The 17436-nt window shown below is 68.1% G+C and carries 11 protein-coding genes, 1 tRNA gene and 1 pseudogene; 8 read left to right on the plus strand and 5 right to left on the minus strand.

Annotation, left to right across the window (positions count from 1 at the left end; all coding sequences use genetic code 11):
- On the minus strand, positions 1 to 1363 hold a 1363-nt coding region (locus HR086_RS32695; RefSeq protein ID WP_174467593.1), incomplete at its 3' end, for a pitrilysin family protein.
- Positions 1364 to 1461: 98 nt separating this feature from the next.
- Positions 1462 to 2004 (minus strand): hypothetical protein, encoded by a 543-nt coding sequence (locus tag HR086_RS32700; protein WP_141645510.1) that lies wholly within the window; start codon positions 2002 to 2004, stop codon positions 1462 to 1464.
- Between the two features lie 223 nt (positions 2005 to 2227).
- On the opposite strand from HR086_RS32700, the gene HR086_RS32705 reads away from it, so the two are divergent.
- From HR086_RS32705 to HR086_RS32730, 6 genes are all read left to right on the plus strand, one after another.
- Positions 2228 to 3430 carry a C39 family peptidase gene (locus tag HR086_RS32705; RefSeq protein ID WP_174467594.1) on the plus strand — a complete coding sequence of 401 codons (1203 nt, stop codon included), beginning with the start codon at positions 2228 to 2230 and terminating at the stop codon, positions 3428 to 3430.
- A 128-nt stretch (positions 3431 to 3558) separates the two neighbouring features.
- Positions 3559 to 4311, plus strand: coding sequence for a hypothetical protein (locus tag HR086_RS32710; protein WP_174467595.1), 753 nt, complete (start codon positions 3559 to 3561; stop codon positions 4309 to 4311).
- A 172-nt stretch (positions 4312 to 4483) separates the two neighbouring features.
- On the plus strand, positions 4484 to 5029 hold the full coding sequence (locus HR086_RS32715) for an HAD family phosphatase (RefSeq protein WP_174467596.1): 546 nt from the start codon (positions 4484 to 4486) through the stop codon (positions 5027 to 5029).
- Positions 5026 to 7188, plus strand: coding sequence for a lysylphosphatidylglycerol synthase domain-containing protein (locus HR086_RS32720; RefSeq protein WP_174467597.1), 2163 nt, complete (start codon positions 5026 to 5028; stop codon positions 7186 to 7188). The genes HR086_RS32715 and HR086_RS32720 overlap by 4 nt, the downstream gene beginning before the upstream one ends.
- A 28-nt stretch (positions 7189 to 7216) precedes the next feature.
- Positions 7217 to 7966, plus strand: coding sequence for an NTP transferase domain-containing protein (locus tag HR086_RS32725; RefSeq protein ID WP_174459914.1), 750 nt, complete (start codon positions 7217 to 7219; stop codon positions 7964 to 7966).
- Between the two features lie 66 nt (positions 7967 to 8032).
- Positions 8033 to 8875, plus strand: coding sequence for a glycosyltransferase family 2 protein (locus HR086_RS32730; protein WP_217442043.1), 843 nt, complete (start codon positions 8033 to 8035; stop codon positions 8873 to 8875).
- On the opposite strand, the gene HR086_RS32735 is transcribed toward HR086_RS32730, so the two are convergent.
- Positions 8804 to 10552, minus strand: coding sequence for a hypothetical protein (locus tag HR086_RS32735; RefSeq protein ID WP_174467599.1), 1749 nt, complete (start codon positions 10550 to 10552; stop codon positions 8804 to 8806). The genes HR086_RS32730 and HR086_RS32735 overlap by 72 nt on opposite strands.
- A 491-nt stretch (positions 10553 to 11043) precedes the next feature.
- Between HR086_RS32735 and HR086_RS32740 the strand changes: the two genes are divergently transcribed.
- Both HR086_RS32740 and HR086_RS32745 read left to right on the plus strand, forming a co-directional pair.
- Positions 11044 to 12663, plus strand: a complete 1620-nt coding sequence (locus HR086_RS32740; RefSeq protein WP_174467600.1) for an LVIVD repeat-containing protein — start codon at positions 11044 to 11046, stop codon at positions 12661 to 12663.
- Positions 12664 to 12739: 76 nt separating this feature from the next.
- Complete coding sequence (locus HR086_RS32745) at positions 12740 to 16564, plus strand: DEAD/DEAH box helicase family protein (RefSeq protein WP_174467601.1); 3825 nt, start codon at positions 12740 to 12742, stop codon at positions 16562 to 16564.
- A 390-nt stretch (positions 16565 to 16954) separates the two neighbouring features.
- Here the strand turns inward: HR086_RS32745 and HR086_RS32750 are convergent.
- Positions 16955 to 17027: transfer RNA gene (locus HR086_RS32750), tRNA-Phe, on the minus strand.
- Positions 17028 to 17114: 87 nt separating this feature from the next.
- Positions 17115 to 17436 (minus strand): annotated as a pseudogene (locus tag HR086_RS32755) (sigma factor-like helix-turn-helix DNA-binding protein); the annotation flags it as partial.

Below are 17436 nucleotides of genomic sequence, written 5' to 3' on the forward strand. Positions count from 1 at the left end.
CGTCGGTGGGGACGAGCCAGCCGACGGTGCGACGCTGGGGGACGAAGACGCGAGCGGCGACCTTGCGGATGTCGTCGCGGGAGACGCGCTCGTAGCGGGCGGGGGCGTCGAAGACCTTGCGGAAGTCGCCGCGGAAGACCTCGGAGGAGCCGAGCGCGTACGCGCGCCCGTTGATGGTCTCCAGCGAGCGCCAGAAGTTGGCGAGGGTGATGTTGCGAGCCTTGCGCAGCTCGGCGTCGGTGACGCCGTCCTTCACGACGCGGGCGAGCTCCTCGGTGATGAGGGCTTCGACGCGCGCCAGGTCGCCGCCCGTGGGCAGGTCGGCGGTGAACCAGACGAGGCCCGGGTCGAAGCCGGGGGTGTACATGGTGTTGGTGCGGATGGCGACGCGCTCTTCCTCGACGAGGCGGCGGTGGAGGCGGGAGGAGTCGCCGTCGCCGAGGATGTTGAGCAGGAGGGTGAGGGCCTCCACGTCGGCGTCCTTGCCGGACATGCCGTGGTAGGCAAGCTGGAGCAGCGGGGACTGGGAGATCTTCTTCACGACGACGCGGCGCTCTCCCTGCTGCTCGGGCTCCTGGGTGCGGACGGGCTCGGGCGCGGGCTGGGCGGGGATGGGCTCGAGGTACTTCTCCACGAGCGCGAAGATTTCAGCGGGCGTGACGGCGCCGGTGAAGATGAGCGTGCCGTTGTTGGGGGCGTAGTAGGTCTTGAAGTAGCGCTGGAGGTCTTCGATTCGCCACGACTCGATGTCGGAGGGCCAGCCGATGACGGGGAACTGGTAGGGATGGGCGACGAAGGCGGTGGCCTGGACCTGCTCGGCGAGAGCGCCCTCGTTGTTGTTGTCCACGCCGGAGCGGCGCTCCGAGTAGACGACGCCGCGCTCGGACTCGATGACCTTGGGGTCGAAGGCGAGGTGCTGGAGGCGGTCGGCTTCGAGCTGGAAGATGATGTCGAGCGCGGTGCGAGGGAACCAGTCCTGGTAGACGGTGACGTCCTCGGACGTGAAGGCGTTGTTGGAGCCGCCGTTGGCCTCCATGACGCGGTCGAACTCACCGGGGCCGAACTTCTTGGCGCCGTTGAACATCATGTGTTCGAAGAAGTGGGACAGGCCGGTGATGCCTGGGTATTCGTTGCGGCTGCCAACGCGGAACCAGTTGTAGAGGGCGACGTTGGGGATGTCGTGGTCGGGCCAGACGATGACCTTGAGGCCGTTCTTGAAGGTGCGGGTCTCGACGCTGGCGCCGAGCTTCTGGAAGGACGAGGCGGCGGGCTTGGAGGCCGCCTTGCCTTGCGCCTGGGCGCCGGCGGCGGGAGCCACCAGCAGCGCCAGGCACGACGTCCAGAGGAGGGACTGACGGAACATCCGTGCTCCTGTCAAAGAGGAAGACGCCCGGGAACGGGCGGCGGCGCACGATATTCCAGTTTCAGCCCCCCGTACCTACGCGGCGGGACGGGTGAAGCTCAGGCTCCGAGCACGCCGCGCAGCACGTCCTGGAAGTAGTTGATGCTTCCGACGTGCGTCTGGTGGTGTTTGGCGGACTGGTGGAGGCGCAGGACGACGGCCTCGAACTCGGCCTGGCTGACGTCGCGCAGGGACATGTAGAGCCGGGCTGCGCCCTGGAGGTACGAGAACAAGGGGTTGCGGTCGGTGCCGTCGGGCCGGCGCGCCAGGTGGCGGTAGAGCCGCTCGAACTCCTGGTCGGTCTCCGTGTTGCGCACGGCGCGGCAATAGCCGGCGGCGGTCGCCTCGATGAGGATGAAGAAGGGGTGGTACTCGGGCGGCGGGGTCTTGGCGAAGCTGGGGGGCTTCTTGTCACCGGTCCACAGCTTGGAGATGGGCTGGAGGGTGACGTGCGTGAGCACCTCGCCGGCCCGCACCTGGGCGCGAGCGCCGACGGGAACCACGTGCTTCTGGTCTTCCCACTCCACTGCGACAAACAGCCGGTCCGGAGCGTCCACCCTCACGCCCGCCTTCTCCAGCTCCGCCACTGCGTTCGCGTCCATCTCTTTTCACGCCTCCGAGCCCCCTCTCTACCCCGCCCCGGGCCTCCAGTGCACCCGGCTTCGCACGCTGACGTCCGCTCGCCTCCCCTGCGGAGGCAGCCACCGTCACCTCCAGGACCCCTGCTTCAAATCCAGACATCACCTGGGGCCCCCCAGGGCCCTGGGGATGCGCTCGGCGCCCAAACAGGCAATAAATGCCGGACCAGGATACCCAGGAGGCGTCATGAGGGAGTGCAGGTCGGCCGTGCTCGTGCTGCTCATCACCCTCGCGCTCGTACCGGCGATGGCCACCGCGGGGCAGAGCGCCTCCATTCGCTGGGCGGCGAGCCGGGGCGATTTCGTCACCTGGCAACTCAGCGGCGTGAGCAGGGCGGCGGATGGCGCCCTTCAGCTCTTTCCAGGTCAGGCCTGGGCCGGCACGGACCCGTACGGGCCCGGGGGCTACCATGGGGGCACGTATTACAACGGCGGCTCGTTCGTTCAAGGCGAGGCCACCAGCCCCATCATCACCAGTGCGTTCAGCTTCCGCGAGGCCATCGCTTCCTGGGAGGCCACCACGCCCACGGGGACCTGGGTGGAAACCTTCGTCCGCGTGCAGGTGGCAGGGGCCTGGACGAAGTGGTTCAGCCTGGGCGTGTGGGCCTCGGAGGGCGCCACGGTGCGGCGCCACTCGGTGGACTCGCAGGCGGACACCGTGGCGAGGGTCTCCATCGACACGTTGCTCGTCACCGCCAAGAAGTCGGCCGCGAGCGCGTGGCAGGTGAAGACCCGGCTGTTCAGCGCGGACGGCGTGGCCACGCCCACGCTGCATGCCAGCGCCCTCACCTTCTCCACCTCGCCGGAGGCCAGGCCCACCGTCCCGGCCGGCAACCCCGCTCGCTGGAATCAGGTGCTCGACGTGCCCCGGTGCTCGCAGATGGTCTACCCCGATGGGGGCGAGGTCTGGTGCAGCCCCACGTCCACGGCCATGGTGCTGAAGTACTGGTTGCAGGACACCGGTGGCTGCGAGTCGAGTGTGCGGGCGGCGGTCAGCGGCACCCACGACTGGTACTACGGCGGTCACGGCAACTGGCCGTTCAACACGGCGTATGCGGCCCGCCAGGGCTTTCAGGCTCACGTGGCGCGCTTCACGAGCTTCGCCCAGTTGGAGCCGTGGCTCTCCGCCAGCGTGCCGGCCATCCTCAGCGTCGCGTGGGGCAAGGGCGAGCTGACCGGCGCTCCCATTCCCTCCACCGCGGGCCACCTCCTGGTGCTCGCGGGCTTCGACGCGACCGGCAACCCCGTGGTGAACGACCCAGCTGGCGCCGGCGACACCGCCGTGCGGCGCACCTACTTCCGCTCGGAGCTGGAGCCGCTGTGGCTGTCTCGCTCGGGAGGCACCGCCTATCTCATCTACCCACGGGGCTGGCCGGTGCCCGCGTTGTAGTGGCGCCGCATCGGGGGCTCGGCGCCTCGACCCCAGCCTCCGTGGAGCGGCCTCCGTCGAAGATCCGCCATCCCCATTCGCCGCGCCACGGAGCGTCGAGCTAGAAGGAGAGCTCGGGAGACACCACCATGCGGGCTCCGTCGTCGGTCCTCACGAGCGGTTTCGGGGTGCTGGTCCTGGCCGTCGCGGGCCTCCTGGTGGTGGCGACCTGGCACGCGGGGCGGCGACTCGGGGAGACCCCACGTGGGACGCTGCGCTGGACGGCGTTGGCCGTGGGTGTCGTCGCCTTCGTGCTGGGCTCGAGTGGCGTGCTCGCGGCGCGCGGCGCGCTCGCCGACATGGACTCCATGCCGCCCGCGGTGTTCGGCGTCATCCTGCCCACAACGGTGCTGACGCTCGTGCTCGCGGGCTCCAGGTTTGGCGAGCGGCTGGTGCTCGGGCTGTCGCTGGAGTCCCTCGTGGGGTTTCAGGTCTTCCGCGTCGCGGTGGAGGTGGCGCTCTGGGGGCTGCACCGCGAGGGCATCGTGCCGGTCGAGATGACGTTCGAGGGGCTCAACTTCGACATCCTCACGGGACTGACGGCGCCGGTGATGGCCTGGCTCATCCACAGGGGGCGAGCGCCCCGCGCGCTCGTGGGAGCCTGGAACACGGCGGGTCTGGTGCTCCTGCTCACCATCGTCGCCATCGCGGTGCTCGCATCGCCACCGTTCGTCCGGGTGTTCGAGGCCACGCCGCGCAATACCGTCATCACCACCGCGCCCTTCATCTGGCTGCCGGTGGTCCTGGTCCAGGCGGCGCTGTTCGGGCACCTGCTTGTCTTTCGCTGGCTGTGGCGACACCGAGCGTCGGCCCCTCCCTCGCTCGCCCCGCCGGCCGGGTGAGCACCGGGCGAGGGAGCACCGGAAGCACAGGCCCCGCCCCTGCCCCGAGGACTCCAGGCCCACGAAAACCAAAGGGCCCAACCTTGCCTTCACGCCAGGGGCCCGGTATCTGGCCTTGCGTTGCGTGCCCGAAGGTCAAGGCCACGTCGTCGGGGAGTCGATGATCCGCTGCATGCTGTTCGACATGGATGGGACGCTCCTCTTCACGGAGGAGGCCAACTTCGTCGCGTACCGGCGAGCCTTCGCGGAGGAGGGCTTCAATCTGGAGCGAGCGGCCTACCAGCGCGCCTTCGGCCTGCGCTTCGACGCCATGGTGCGCGAGGTGGGCGCGAAGCTGGACGCACAGGCCGCCGTGCGGGTCCGCGACGCCAAGGCCCGCTTCTATCCGGAGTCCTTCGACCAGGTGCGCCCCAACCTGCCGCTCATCGGCTTGCTGCGCTCGGTGCGCGCCCACCATGTCACCGGGCTGGTGACGACGGCGGCGACCACCAACGCGCGTGCGCTGATGGCGCATTTCGACCTGGCCCACCTCTTCGACGTCACCGTCTTCGGCGAGGACGTGGAGCACCCCAAGCCCCATCCGGAGGGCTACCTCCGCGCGGCGCGACTGGCTGACGTGCCCACCGCGCAGTGCCTCGCCTTCGAGGACAGCGCCAGTGGCGTGGCGGCGGCCGAGGCCGCGGGCATCACCGTGGTCCGCGTCCAGGAGGCCCCTTGAAGCATGCTCGCGGTTGGGGCCTGGCCCTGGTGGCGGTGGGGCTGCTCGTCAGCGCCGCCTTCCTCTCCCGCTTCGTCGACGGGTCTCACCAGTCCGGTCAGTGGGTGCCCGACAGCACCCTGGCGGTGTGGGTCATCCCCCTCGCCGTGCTCTGCCAGGGGCTGGCCCATGTCCTGCGCGCGAAGAACGCCCAGCGGCTCTTGCGTGTGGTGCGGCCCACCACATGGCGCATCCTCTTCTCCGGCCTCTCCGTCGGCTTCCTCTTCAACGCCCTGCTCCCCTTCCGGCTCGGTGAGCTGGTGCGTGCGCACCTCATCGGTCGGCAGATGCGCATCAGCCGCGCGGTGGTGCTCTTCACCATCCTCTTCGAGCGCGCGGTGGATGGCCTCGTGCTGGCGCTGTGCGCGGTGGGGATTGGACTCGCGACGCGCGCGCAGGCCCCTGAAGCGGCGGCGCTGATGCTGCGCCTGGCAATGGGCGTGGGCGCGGCGAGCGTCGCGGTCGCCGTCCTCGCCTGGCTGCTCTTCACGCAGAACCGCCGCATGTTGCGCGCGGTCGGCGCCTTCACCGCGCTGCTCAATGACAGACTGAAGGACCGGACGCGCTTCGTGCTCTGGTCCATCATCTACGGCACCCACGTCATCTTCCGCTCCGCGCGCCTGGGCCGCTTCGTCGTCACCTCCATGGGCATGTGGGTGCTCTACCTGGGCTCCATGGCCGCGCTGGCCCACGGCTTCGCGCCGGGCCACGGGGCCCTGGCCATCCTGGGCACCGCCGTCTCCGCCTACCTCGCGGTGGGCGTGCCGTCGGGGCCGGGCTTCCTGGGGACCTTCCACTACTATTTCTCCGAGCTGGCGCGCGGGATGTTGGGCATCGACGGCGTCCCGCTGGGCCTGTCGCTGGTGTCCTGGGCGGTGCTCATCGGCCCCTTCTCCGCGGTGGGGCTCTACTTCCTGCTGCAGCGCGGCCGCGAGCAGGCCGCCGATGCCCCCGTCGCCCTGGAGCCCTTGAAGAACAAGCTGCACCGCGACTCGGACATCAGTCGTGAGTTCAGCCACTTCCTGGACGAGTACTTCTCCGGACAGGCGCTCAGCCACGTGTTGTCCACCGGCGAGCTGCGCGGCGACTTCCGCATGGTGCACACCTTCAAGGGCGGCTCCAACGCGAGCACCCTGCTGGTCTGGGACGGTGAAGGCCTGCGCGTGCGCAAGGTGACGCTGCCCCAGCACCTGGAGAAGCTGAAGGCGCAGCACGACTGGCTGGAGTCCCGCCGCCATCTGCCCCACCTGCCACGGCCCCTGCGGGAGCTGCGCACGGAGGACTACTACGCGTTCGACCTGGAGTACCGGAAGGAGTACGTCCCCTTCTTCCAGTTCATCCACTCCGAGGATGTGGAGCGCGGCAAGCAGGTGCTGGACCGGGTCCTCGACTTCGTGGACCAGCACCTCTACGAGCACGCCGAGCGCCGCGACGAGCCGGACATGCTGGAGCGCTACCTCCGCGAGAAGGTCGTGGCCAAGGTGAACGACGCCGCGGCCCTGAGCCCGACGCTGGCCGCGCTGCTCGCGCACGACACGCTCTGCATCAACGGTCAGCACTACGAGAACATGGGCCCGGCCCTCGCGCGACTGAGAGCCAACCCGCGCGCCCTGGCGGAGCTGGCCAGCATGCGGCAGACCCCCATCCACGGCGACCTGACGGTGGACAACCTCATCGTCCGCAAGGAGGACGGCGACTTCCTGGTGTTGGACCCCAACAACGAGAACGCCATCAGCGACCCGGTGGTGGACCTGGGCAAGCTGTGCCAGTCGCTGCACTCCGGCTACGAGTTCCTCTGCCAGGTCTCCCGCGCGAAGGTGGAGGGCGCGGTGGTGGAGTATGAGGAGTCCATGTCCTCGCGCTACGCGGAGCTGTACCTCCACCTCCAGCGGCGCTTCGAGACCACGCTGCCGCCCGAGGTGCGCCGCACGGTGCTCTTCCACGAGGCCGTGCACTACTGCCGCATGCTCACCTACCGGGCCCGCATCAACCCGAGCAGCCTGCCCGCCTTCTTCGCCACCGCCGTGCGTCTCTTCAACCAGTTCAATGACCAGTACGCGTCGGAGACGTCCGCCAGTCCGCTCCAGGGCGAGGACCCCTCGCGCAAGCGTCTGGCCTGAGCGTCTTTCCGGAAAGGTCCCCGCCCTCATGCGTCCGCTCCACGTCCTGCTGCCCATGGCGGGCCTCGGCTCGCGCTTCGCCGATGCGGGCTTCACCACGCCCAAGCCCCTCATCCCCGTGGATGGCATCCCCATGGTGCTCAAGGCCCTCTCCAGCCTGTCGGACTGGGGGCTGGACGTGGTGCACACCGCCGTGGTGCGAAGGCCCCACGAGGAGCAGTTCCAACTGGCCACGCTGCTGCGCGAGGCCATCCCTGGGCTGGACGTGGTGATTCTGGAGGAGATGACCCGAGGCGCGGTGGAGACGGCCCTGGCGGCCTCCGGGCGCATGACGGGCGAGCGCGGCCTCTTGGTGATGGACTGTGATTTGTGGTTCGACAGCCCCGCCTACCGCGAGCTGGTGCGCGGCGCGCTCTCCGGGGAGGACCCGACGTTGACGGGCGGCCTGCTCACCTTTCCCTCCCAGCTTCCCCGCTACAGCTACGCGAAGAGCGAGGCGGGCCAGGTGGTGCGCACGGCGGAGAAGGTGGTCATCTCCGATGCGGCCATCATGGGCGCGTACTTCTTCGCCACCGAGCGCCACTTCCTCACCGCGGGCCAGCACCTCATGGAGCGGCCCATCACGGAGGGGATGCGGGAGTACTACCTGTCACTGCTCTACAACCTGCTCCTGGAGGCCGGAGGCACGGTGCGCTCCGCGCGCGTCTCCCGCTATGCCTCCTTTGGCACCCCGGAAGAGCTGCGCCAGTACGAGGCCCAGGGCCCCACCGTGCCTTGAATGGCGCGAAGGGGCCCGCCAGGCAGCCCCCGCGTCGCAGCACCTCATCCCTCGAAGGAGATTCTCGTGGCCGCCGAACGCATGCTCGTCTTCATCCCCATGTACAACTGCGAGCGGCAGATTCCCCGGGTGCTCGCCCGCTTCGGCGAAGCCCTCCAGCGTCGCTTCGCCGAAATCATCGTGGTGGACAACGGCAGTCGCGACAACGGCGTGGAAGCCGCCGTGACGGGCCTGTCCAAGCTGGTCCATCTGCCGGGCAAGGTGCTCGTCAACGACGACAACTACAACCTGGGCGGCTCCCACAAGGTGGCCTTCGAGTACGCGCTCGCGCACGGCTTCGACCAGGTGGTCGTCCTCCACGGCGACGACCAGGCGGACATCAACGACCTGGTGCCCCACCTGGACGAAGGGGCGTACCGGGCGCAGGACTCGCTGCTGGGAAGCCGCTTCATGCGCGGCTCGCGGCTCCAGGGCTATTCGCACGTGCGCACCCTGGGCAACCACGTCTTCAACCTGCTGTTCTCCGCGGCGGCGCGCCACCGCGTCCATGACCTGGGCTCGGGTCTCAACCTGTACTCGGCCCGCTATCTGGAGCCCCGCTTCTACCTGGGCTTTCCGGACAGCCTCACCTTCAACATCCACATGCTGCTGGCGGGCATCCACCGGCGCTCGCGCTTCGGCTTCTTCCCGCTCAGCTGGCGCGAGGAGGACCAGGTGAGCAACGTGCGGATGATGCGCCAGTCGCTCCAGACGGGCCGCATCGCGCTGGAGTTCGCGAGGAGCCCGGAGGCCTTCCTCGCGAAGGACTGGAGCAGCCAACCTGGACGGCCGTACACCTCAACCGTGGTGGCTCAGGTGAGCGGGGGCCACGTCGACCGCACCCGCGCTCCCGCCTTCCCCACCCGCTGAGGCCCGGGAAGCCGCCCTCACACGCAGGACGCGGGCCTCGAACCAGGCCAGTGGCACGGCGAGGTAGCCAAACACCCAGAGGTCCGTGACGTACGAGGGGTGACTTGCGGGCGCGGCGATGAAGACGAGACCCGCGGGTGCCAGGATGGCGCCCGCCACCATCGCCGACACGGGCAGGGTGCGCCACCGCGACACCAGCCACAACGTGAGCAGGAGCGCTGGCAGGCCATTCCAGGGGAAGTAGAGCCAGCGTCCATGCTCGTAGGGGAGGCTCGCGTCGCGCAGCCAGTGGGTGACACGCGCCAGGGCCTGGGGCGCCTTGGAGTGCTCCAACCCGTATCGCCGGAGCAGCTCCGCGCCGTTGGGGGAGTAGAGGTCCTCGGGACGAACCGTCTCCCGGAAGTCCATGACGGGGAAGGAGGCGCGTGGGCTGAGGCCCAGTGTGCCCGCGAAGGTGATGAGCCGGTTGGAGAGCATCAGCGCCGGGTTGTCTCGCGCCATGCGAAGGACGAGGGCGCGCAGCCTGACAATCTTCTCGGGCGTGATGGGAGCGCGCAGGTCGCTCCAGTAGCAGGGGGACTCCTCGAGGATGTAGCGGTCCCTCAGGCAGGAATAGGTCACCACGGCTTCGATGGTGGCCTGGTCCTCCTCTGGGGTGGCGGTGACGTATTTGTTGACCACCATGAACCCGAGCGGGTTGAGCAGCAGCGACACCGCATACCGCTCCGCCAGCTCGGGCCCGTTCAGTATCAACCGCGGCTCGATGACGCGACGGAACACCTGGTTGATGGCCACCGGGACCAGCAACAACACCACGGCGGCGCCGATGCGCACCTGCCGCGACAGGAGCAGCACGGCGGGGACATAGAGGAACAGCACCAAGCTGTCGCCCCGCAGCAACGTGGCCACCCCGGTGAGGAGCGCCAGTGAGGGCAACGTCACGGGCGTGACGCCGGACTGTCCGGAGAGCACCTTCCGCGACAGGACCCGCAGCAGGATGAGCGCGATTCCCAGCCGCAGCAGCGCATTGAGGGCGTCATGGGAGAGGTTGGTGACGAGCACGGCGACGGGGATGGACGTCGCCACGAGCGCGATGAAGACGCCGCCCAGGCGTCGCGACAACCCCAGGTGCAGCAGCAGGGAGAAGAAGTCCGCCAGCAGCGCGGCGAGGCCCACGACGCAGAAGAGGGAGAGGAAGGGGAATTGACCGGTGGACCGGTGAATCCCTTGCACCCAGATGCTCCAGAGCGTGCTCAGCCAGGGCTCCACGCGGAGCAGCGACGAGATGAGCAGCGATTGGCGTGCATCGCTGTGCAGATGGCCGGGCCACTCGCCCACCCACCACAGCAGCAGGGGAAGGGCGAACAGCGCCCACAGCCCCAGGAAGAGGCGCCACCGATGGCGGACCGAGACCGGGTCTTCCCGCCGGGCGCCCTGGCTGAAGGACCAGGCGACCATGAAGGTGCCCACCGCCACCACGAGCGCGAGAACCATGTCGCTCGTCTGGAGCACGTGTCGCTCGAACCGGGGGAAGGGACCTGACGGCCAGGTCAGCCGCATGCCCCCGAACACGATGCCGCCCGCGAGCAGGGCCAGCAGGACCTGGCCCATCCCTGGCGGCAACCGGCGCCCCTGTCGGGTCGAGTCTGTCGGTCCCGCCTCGCTTCTCACCACCATCGCGCTCTACCCTCCGGGCCGCTGTCGACGGCCACGCCATTGCTGAAACGGGCCGACCGTACCTGAATCCCGAAACGAGTGCCGAGGCGACTCGCGGGACTTCCCGGGAGGCACGGCACCTCGGCAGGAGGGGCTTCCTCGCCTGCCTGTCCGCCGGCGAATCACGGCGCCTGACGTGGCCATGGTCCTGACGGGGGCGGAGGCGCTCGCTGGGATGGGCGCGGCAAGCGGGCGGCCTCACGCGCGGGCATCCCACGTTGGCGGCCATGCCCCGCGAATCGCCTCCGCAGCCATGGAGGGTCTGTGATTGGGGTGAAGCCTCCGGCCGGGTGAGCACCTCCTGGTCCGGAGGTCAAACAATCCTTGCCCGGTGAATGCCATCCCGCCGGGCTAAGGGCATTGCCATACAGACCCGAAGGGCAATCCTGCGCTAATCGCTCCCTTCGCGTGCGGCGTCCGTTCCGGACCTCGCCTCCCGATAGGAGCCTCGCATGGCCCTCGGTTCACTGTCCCCCCGTGCGGTTGTCATTGGCTGCGCCTTGCTGTGCTTCGCCTGCTCCGACAAGCCGGGGCCGGCGGAGCCACCGCCTCCTCCCGTGGAACCCTGGGACGGGACGTACACGCCGCTCGTGGAGACGACGGACTGGGTCGACCGGGGCCCCTACGCGCCGTGCACCTTCACCGGGGTGCAGGGCTCCATCGTCGACTGCGACTCGCCATCGCTCTTCGACCTGTCGAAGTGTGACACCGCCTCGCTCTCCACCCTCGATGCGCACGGCATCTATGGGGTGGACGTGCGCAACGTCGCGGGCTATCCGGACTTCGTTGGCGTCCGGATTCCGCCGGACGGCAGCACGGGAACGATGGAGGGCCGCCCCCTCACACGTCAGCAGGTGACTGGAAGCTTCCAGTTCTCGTCACGGTACACCCTGCGGAACCTGGTCCGGCAGACCGTCATCGTCGGGTGTGGCGTTCAGCCCTCTGGGATGGTGACGGGCTGTTTCGCCCGCTGCGCCAATGGAAAAGCCTCCTGGGGCACCTTCGAGGCCGCGCGGATGACGTGGGGACGAGGGGAGAGCGAGTCATCGGGCGGCCTGCGCCTCATCTCCGAATCGGATGTCCCCCAGAACGGGCTCCATGTGGACGTCTACGTCGCCCACAAGCACGCCTACGTCGTGTCCACCAGCCTCGAAGCGGGGACAGAGGGTGGGCTCGCGGTGTTCGACGTCAGCGACCCGAGCCACCCCGTCCTCAAGAAGAGCATCACCTTGCCAGGGGACTCGTTCTGGAACGCCGCGTGGACGAAGGACGACACGCTCTACGTGGCCAGCAGGAACTCAGGGGTCATCGTCTTCGACATCTCCAACCCCGCGGACCCCCTCTTCGTGCGCAATGTGCCGGGGGGTGAGCCCATCAACGTCCACACCCTCTTCGTGGATGGCAACAGGCTGTATGCCGTGTCGCCCGGGCCCGCACCCACCGGGGAGACGCTCGTGTTCGACATCTCGACGCCGCGCGACCCGACGTTGCTCAACCGCATCGTCGTCTCGGACACCACGTCCTATATCCCCTCGGCGCACGACTCCTTCGCCTACCAGGACCGGCTCTACATCAACCACTTCAGCTCGGGCTACGTGGTCTTCGACGTGAAGGACCCGATGAGCCCACGCGAGCTGGGCACATACACCTTCCAGACCGAGAACAGCTCGTCCATGAGCCATGCGGGCGCGGTGGGCACCTTCGCGGGGAGGACCATCGCCTTCGAGGGTGGAGAAGGACAGGGAACCCATCTGCGCGTGCTGGATGTCACCGACCCCACGAACATCCCGCTCATCGGCACGTACAAGCTCCGCTTCCACGCCTCCATCCACAACATGATCCTCAAGGACAAGCGGCTCTACATCGCCTACTACCAGGAGGGGCTGCGGGTATTGGACGTCTCCATTCCGACCAACCCGCGCGAAATCGCCTACTTCAACACCTTCCGCGAGTCCGACCCCGACCGAGGTGACTGGAATGTCGAAGGCGCCATGGGCATCCGCGTCCCAGGAGACGGCTACGTGTACGTCGTGGACTCGACCCGCGGCCTGCTCATCTTCAACGAGCTCTGAGTCCTTCCGCGAGGCGATGTCACTCCACACGCCAGGTCCGTCCTGAAGAACCGAGTGGCTGGGATAGGGTGGCGAGGTGTCCTCCCCTTTCCTGCTGATTCCCGAATCCGAGTGGGTCGCCTCGAACACGCTCGCTTTCGCCATCCGGGATGGCTCTCCCGTCAGTCCCGGGCACACGCTGGTGATTCCCCGCCGCTCCGTGGCCACCTGGTTCGACGCCACGGCCGAGGAGCAGCGGGCCCTCTTCGAGCTGGTGGACGAGGTGAAGCGGGGGCTGGACACGCAGCTGCGACCGGACGGCTACAACCTGGGCATCAACGTGGGCGCGGCGGCCGGGCAGACGGTGTTCCATCTGCATGTACACGTCATCCCGAGGTTCCTGGATGACGTCGCGGACGCGCGCGGGGGCATCCGTCACGTCATCCCGGGCAAGGGCAACTATCTGGCCGCGCAGGCGAAGCCGCTCGCCACGGGTGGATTGGATGACCCGTTCCTTCATCACCTGGAGCCGTTGTTCTCCCAGGCGCTGGACATCGCGGTGCTCGCGGCCTTCGTTCAGGACAGCGGGCTGGAGGTGCTGCGGCAATCCGTGGATGCGGCCCTGGCGCGAGGAGCGCGGGTGCGAATCCTCACGGGCGACTATCTGACCATCACCCAGGCAGAGGCCCTGCGTCGCCTGCTGGACTGGATGGATGAAGACACGGTCCTGAAAGGCGGTGCCCGGGGACACTTCGAGGCGCGCGTGGTGGAAGTGGAGAAGGCGCGTGTGTCGTCCTTCCATCCGAAGTCCTGGCGCTTCAAGGGCCCGGGGCTCGCGGTGGCGTACGTGGGCTCGAGCAACATCTCCCGGTCCGCGCTGAAGACAGGCATCGAGTGGAACCTGCGCGTCGAGCAGGACCGGGACCCCAAGGCCTGGAGCGAAGTGGTCGACGCCTTCGAGCTGTGGTGGGAAAGGGCCTCGCCCCTGGAAGCGGACTGGGTCGAGAAGTACGCCCGCCGTGCACGAATCACGGAACGTGTCGTCGCCCCCGTGGAGCAGGAACCCGCGCTCCCGCAACGCCAGCCGCACATCCTCCAACTGGAAGCCCTGCTCGCGTTGAGGACGAGTCGCGGAGAAGGTCGCCGCCGAGCACTCGTGGTGCTCGCGACGGGACTCGGCAAGACGTGGCTCGCCGCGCTGGACGTCGCGGCCTTCGGTGACGAGCGAGCCGAGAAGCCGCGCGTCTTGTTCCTGGCCCATCGTGAGGAGCTGCTCGTCCAGGCCGCGGAGACCTTCCGCCGCCAGTTCCCGTCGCTGCGCTTCGGTTGGTTTGTCGGAGCGAAGTCGTCGCTCGCGGGCGACCTGGTGTTCGCCTCGGTCCAGAAGCTCTCGAATCCCGAAGGACTCCAGGCGCTGCGAGAAGCGGCGGCCTTCGACTACGTCATCGTGGACGAGGTGCACCATACCGCCGCCGCGAGCTACCGGGCCATCCTCTCGCGTCTCGAACCGGCGTTCCTGCTCGGCCTGACGGCGACGCCCGAGCGAGCGGACGACGGGGATATCCTGGGGCTGTTCGATGACCACCTGGCCTACCGCGCGGACCTTGGCGAAGGCATTCAGCAAGGGTTGCTCGCGCCCTTCGCCTACTTCGGGCTGAAGGACGACGTTCCGTACGAGAACATCCCGTGGCGCAGCCGGAGCTTCGCCCCGGAGGCGTTGAGCGAGGCGGTCCAGACGGAAGCGCGCATGAAGACGCTGTGGCGCGCCTGGGAGGAGCATGCGGCGAGCAGGACCCTGGTGTTCTGCGTCTCCGTCTCCCACGCGAACTACGTCCAACAGTGGCTGAGCAGGCAGGGTGTGCGGGTGGCCGCGGTGTACTCGGGGCCCGGCTCCGCGGACCGGGCGCAGGCCCTGCGAGAACTGGGGAACGGCACGCTGGACGCGGTGTGCTCGGTGGACCTCTTCAATGAAGGGGTGGATGTGCCGAGCATCGACCGCGTGGTCCTGCTCAGACCGACCGAGTCACCCGTGGTCTTCCTTCAGCAACTGGGCCGTGGCTTGCGCAAGCACGACGGCAAGGAGCGCGTCACCGTCATCGACTTCGTGGGCAACCATCGGATGTTCCTCGACCGGGTGCGCACGCTGCTGGCACTGGGCCGGAGTTCCGTCTCGCTGAGGGACTTCCTGGTCCAAGGCAAGCAACCCGAGCTCCCTCCGGGCTGCTCCGTGCAGGTCGCGCTGGAAGCCAAGCAGTTGCTTCAACACTTCCTGGCCCCTGGCGAAACCGATGTCGCGCGCATGTATCGCGAGCTGAGGACCGTGCGCGGCCAGCGTCCGACCATCGGAGAACTCTACCGCTCGGGCTACTCCCCCGCCTCCTTGCTCAAGCGGGATGAGTACGCGGGTTGGTTCCACTTCGTGGAAGCGGAGCGAGACCTGACCGAAGCACAGGCACGCACCCTGAAGCAGGACCCGGGTTGGTTCCGGAACCTCGAGCTCACGCCCATGAGCAAGTGCTTCAAGCTGGTGTTGCTGGAGACCTTGCTCGAAGCGGACGCACTGTGGAGAGGACTGTCATTGTCCGAGCTGGCCCACCGGAGTCTGTCCATCCTCCAGCGTTCGCCCGAGCTGCTCCAGGACCTCGATGGCGTCACGGCGCTGGATGACCCACGGGAGCCGAGCGCCTCGAAGTTCCTCGCGTTCTGGACGGCGAACCCGGTCACCGAGTGGACACAGGACGGCAGGTGGTTCCGCATCGAGGGAGACAGGCTCGTGCCCCGGTTCACGGTGTCCGAGGACACACGAGCAGCCTTCGAGGAGATGACGCGAGAGCTGGTCGAGTACCGACTGGCGCAATACCGTCGTCGTCGGCTCATCCAGAGTCAGGCTCCAGGGACAGTCTTTGAGGCCCAGGTCATCACCAACGGGCGCCACCCGATTCTCAAGCTGCCCGAGCGACAGCAGCGTCCGGATCTTCCCAGTGGCCTCACCGACGTCAGGGTTCCGGACGGAGCCCTCTGGCGATTCAACTTCGTGAAGATCGCCGTCAACGTCGCGAGACCAGCAGGGACGGAGGGGAACCAACTTCCGAAGCTCCTGACGCAATGGTTCGGCGAGGCCGCCGGCAAGCGGGGCACGGCATTTCGAGTGCGCTTCACGCCAGGAACAGAGGGTTGGTCGGCCGAGCCCATGAAGGCCGAGGTCATTCCATTCACGCGAGCGGTGCGCTGTGTCGCGTTCCCCACCCTGCGCGCCGCGGCGGGGGCCGCGAGCCATGCACTGGCGATGGAGCAGGCACCCGAGGCGGAACATGTCCGGCTTCCCATCCAGGCACAGGGTGACGGGCTGTTCGTGGTGAGGGCCACTGGCGACTCCATGAACGGAGGAGAGCGGCCCATCCGGAACGGCGACTGGCTGGTGATGCGCTACGCGCGCGACCTCTCACTCCAGGCGATGGAAGGCAGGGTGGCGCTCATCCAGGTCCCCGACGCCGCAGGGTATGCCTATCAAGTGAAGAGGCTCGCGAAGGACGAAGGCCGTTGGGTCCTGCGGTCCGACAATCCAAGCTACGCCACGTCACAGGCAGCCGAGGGCCTGATGCCCATCGCCCTGCTGGTGGAGGTCGTGACACCCGAAAGCGTGGGCCCTACGCCAGGAGCACAACTCACGGACGAGCAGCTCATGGGCCGATTTGGATTGAGCGCCGTCCCAAAGACAGGACGACACGAAGGCCACCTGCTCCTCATCGCCACGGGAGAAGACGAATTCGAGGCGCTCGGCGTCATGGCGTCGCGAATCGCGGACCGTAGACCTGGAGAGACCGCATTCGTCTTCAGCCGAGAGGCACCTCTGGCCCCCTGGCTGTACCGGGGAAGCGCGCAGTGGGATGAACAGACAAACCGATGGACGCTCAACATATGAGCGGCTCCATCGACAGAGGGCGTCTTGGATTGGAGCCTCATTGAGAGCACCCTTCCTGATGCCTCTCAACCCAAGGAGCCCCAGATGATGCTGAAGCTCGTTTCGGGAGTCGGCCTGAGTCTCGCACTCGCAGTGGGAATGGTCGTCCGCTCGGCTCCACCCGCGAATCCACCGGTCGAGTCCGAGGCGTTGATCGGCTGCTGCACGGGCGATGGCTTGCCCTGCCTCAACACGCCCCAATGTGTGGCCCGTGAGGCTGGCGTCTGCGGCGCGCCCTGTAACTAGGACGTCGGCACGCACACCCTGGGGGCCCTGTCAGCGTGAGCCCTCCAGGCCAAAAAGAAAGGGCCCTGAACCGAAGTCCAGGGCCCCAAACTTTTCAACTCTGTGTGCCCAGGGGCGGAATCGAACCACCGACACGGGGATTTTCAGTCCCCTGCTCTACCGACTGAGCTACCTGGGCGTACGGGTCACCGCGAGAGGCCGCGCTCTCATATCGAGCCCTTCCCAGGGCCGTCAAGCACCCTTTTCCCGGCGCCCCTTCCCTTCGTCATGCGGCACGAGGCATCGCCTCCGCGTCCCAGGTCGTCAGACTCGCGGTGAGCCTCTTCTTCAGCTTCGCCCTCAGCCCCTGCTCGATCTGCCGGATGCGCACCGCCGTCACCCCGAAGCGCCGGGCCAGCAACTCCGCGCTCGCCGCCTCCTCCGCCAACATCCTCTCCTCCACCAGCGCCCGCTCCCGCGCGTCCAGCTCCGGCCAGGCCTCCTCCACGCTCGCCCGCAGCCTCGCCGCCCACTGCGCCCGGTCCACCACCTCCTCCTGCGACTCACCCTCCCCCTCCAACACCTCCAGCCGCGTCACCTCCCCGTCC

Origin of the sequence: Myxococcus sp. CA039A, assembly GCF_013336645.1 — a bacterium.
In the GTDB taxonomy this organism is placed as follows: domain Bacteria; phylum Myxococcota; class Myxococcia; order Myxococcales; family Myxococcaceae; genus Myxococcus; species Myxococcus llanfairpwllgwyngyllgogerychwyrndrobwllllantysiliogogogochensis.

Bases quoted from the DNA above. Each gene is read 5' to 3' on its own strand.
- HR086_RS32710 (WP_174467595.1), top strand. From the start codon at position 3,559: ATGCGGGCTCCGTCGTCGGTCCTCACGAGCGGTTTCGGGGTGCTGGTC.
- HR086_RS32725 (WP_174459914.1), top strand. From the start codon at position 7,217: ATGCGTCCGCTCCACGTCCTGCTGCCCATGGCGGGCCTCGGCTCGCGC.
- HR086_RS32735 (WP_174467599.1), bottom strand. From the start codon at position 10,552: ATGGTGGTGAGAAGCGAGGCGGGACCGACAGACTCGACCCGACAGGGG.
- HR086_RS32700 (WP_141645510.1), bottom strand. From the start codon at position 2,004: ATGGACGCGAACGCAGTGGCGGAGCTGGAGAAGGCGGGCGTGAGGGTG.
- HR086_RS32705 (WP_174467594.1), top strand. From the start codon at position 2,228: ATGAGGGAGTGCAGGTCGGCCGTGCTCGTGCTGCTCATCACCCTCGCG.
- HR086_RS32740 (WP_174467600.1), top strand. From the start codon at position 11,044: ATGGCCCTCGGTTCACTGTCCCCCCGTGCGGTTGTCATTGGCTGCGCC.
- HR086_RS32715 (WP_174467596.1), top strand. From the start codon at position 4,484: ATGCTGTTCGACATGGATGGGACGCTCCTCTTCACGGAGGAGGCCAAC.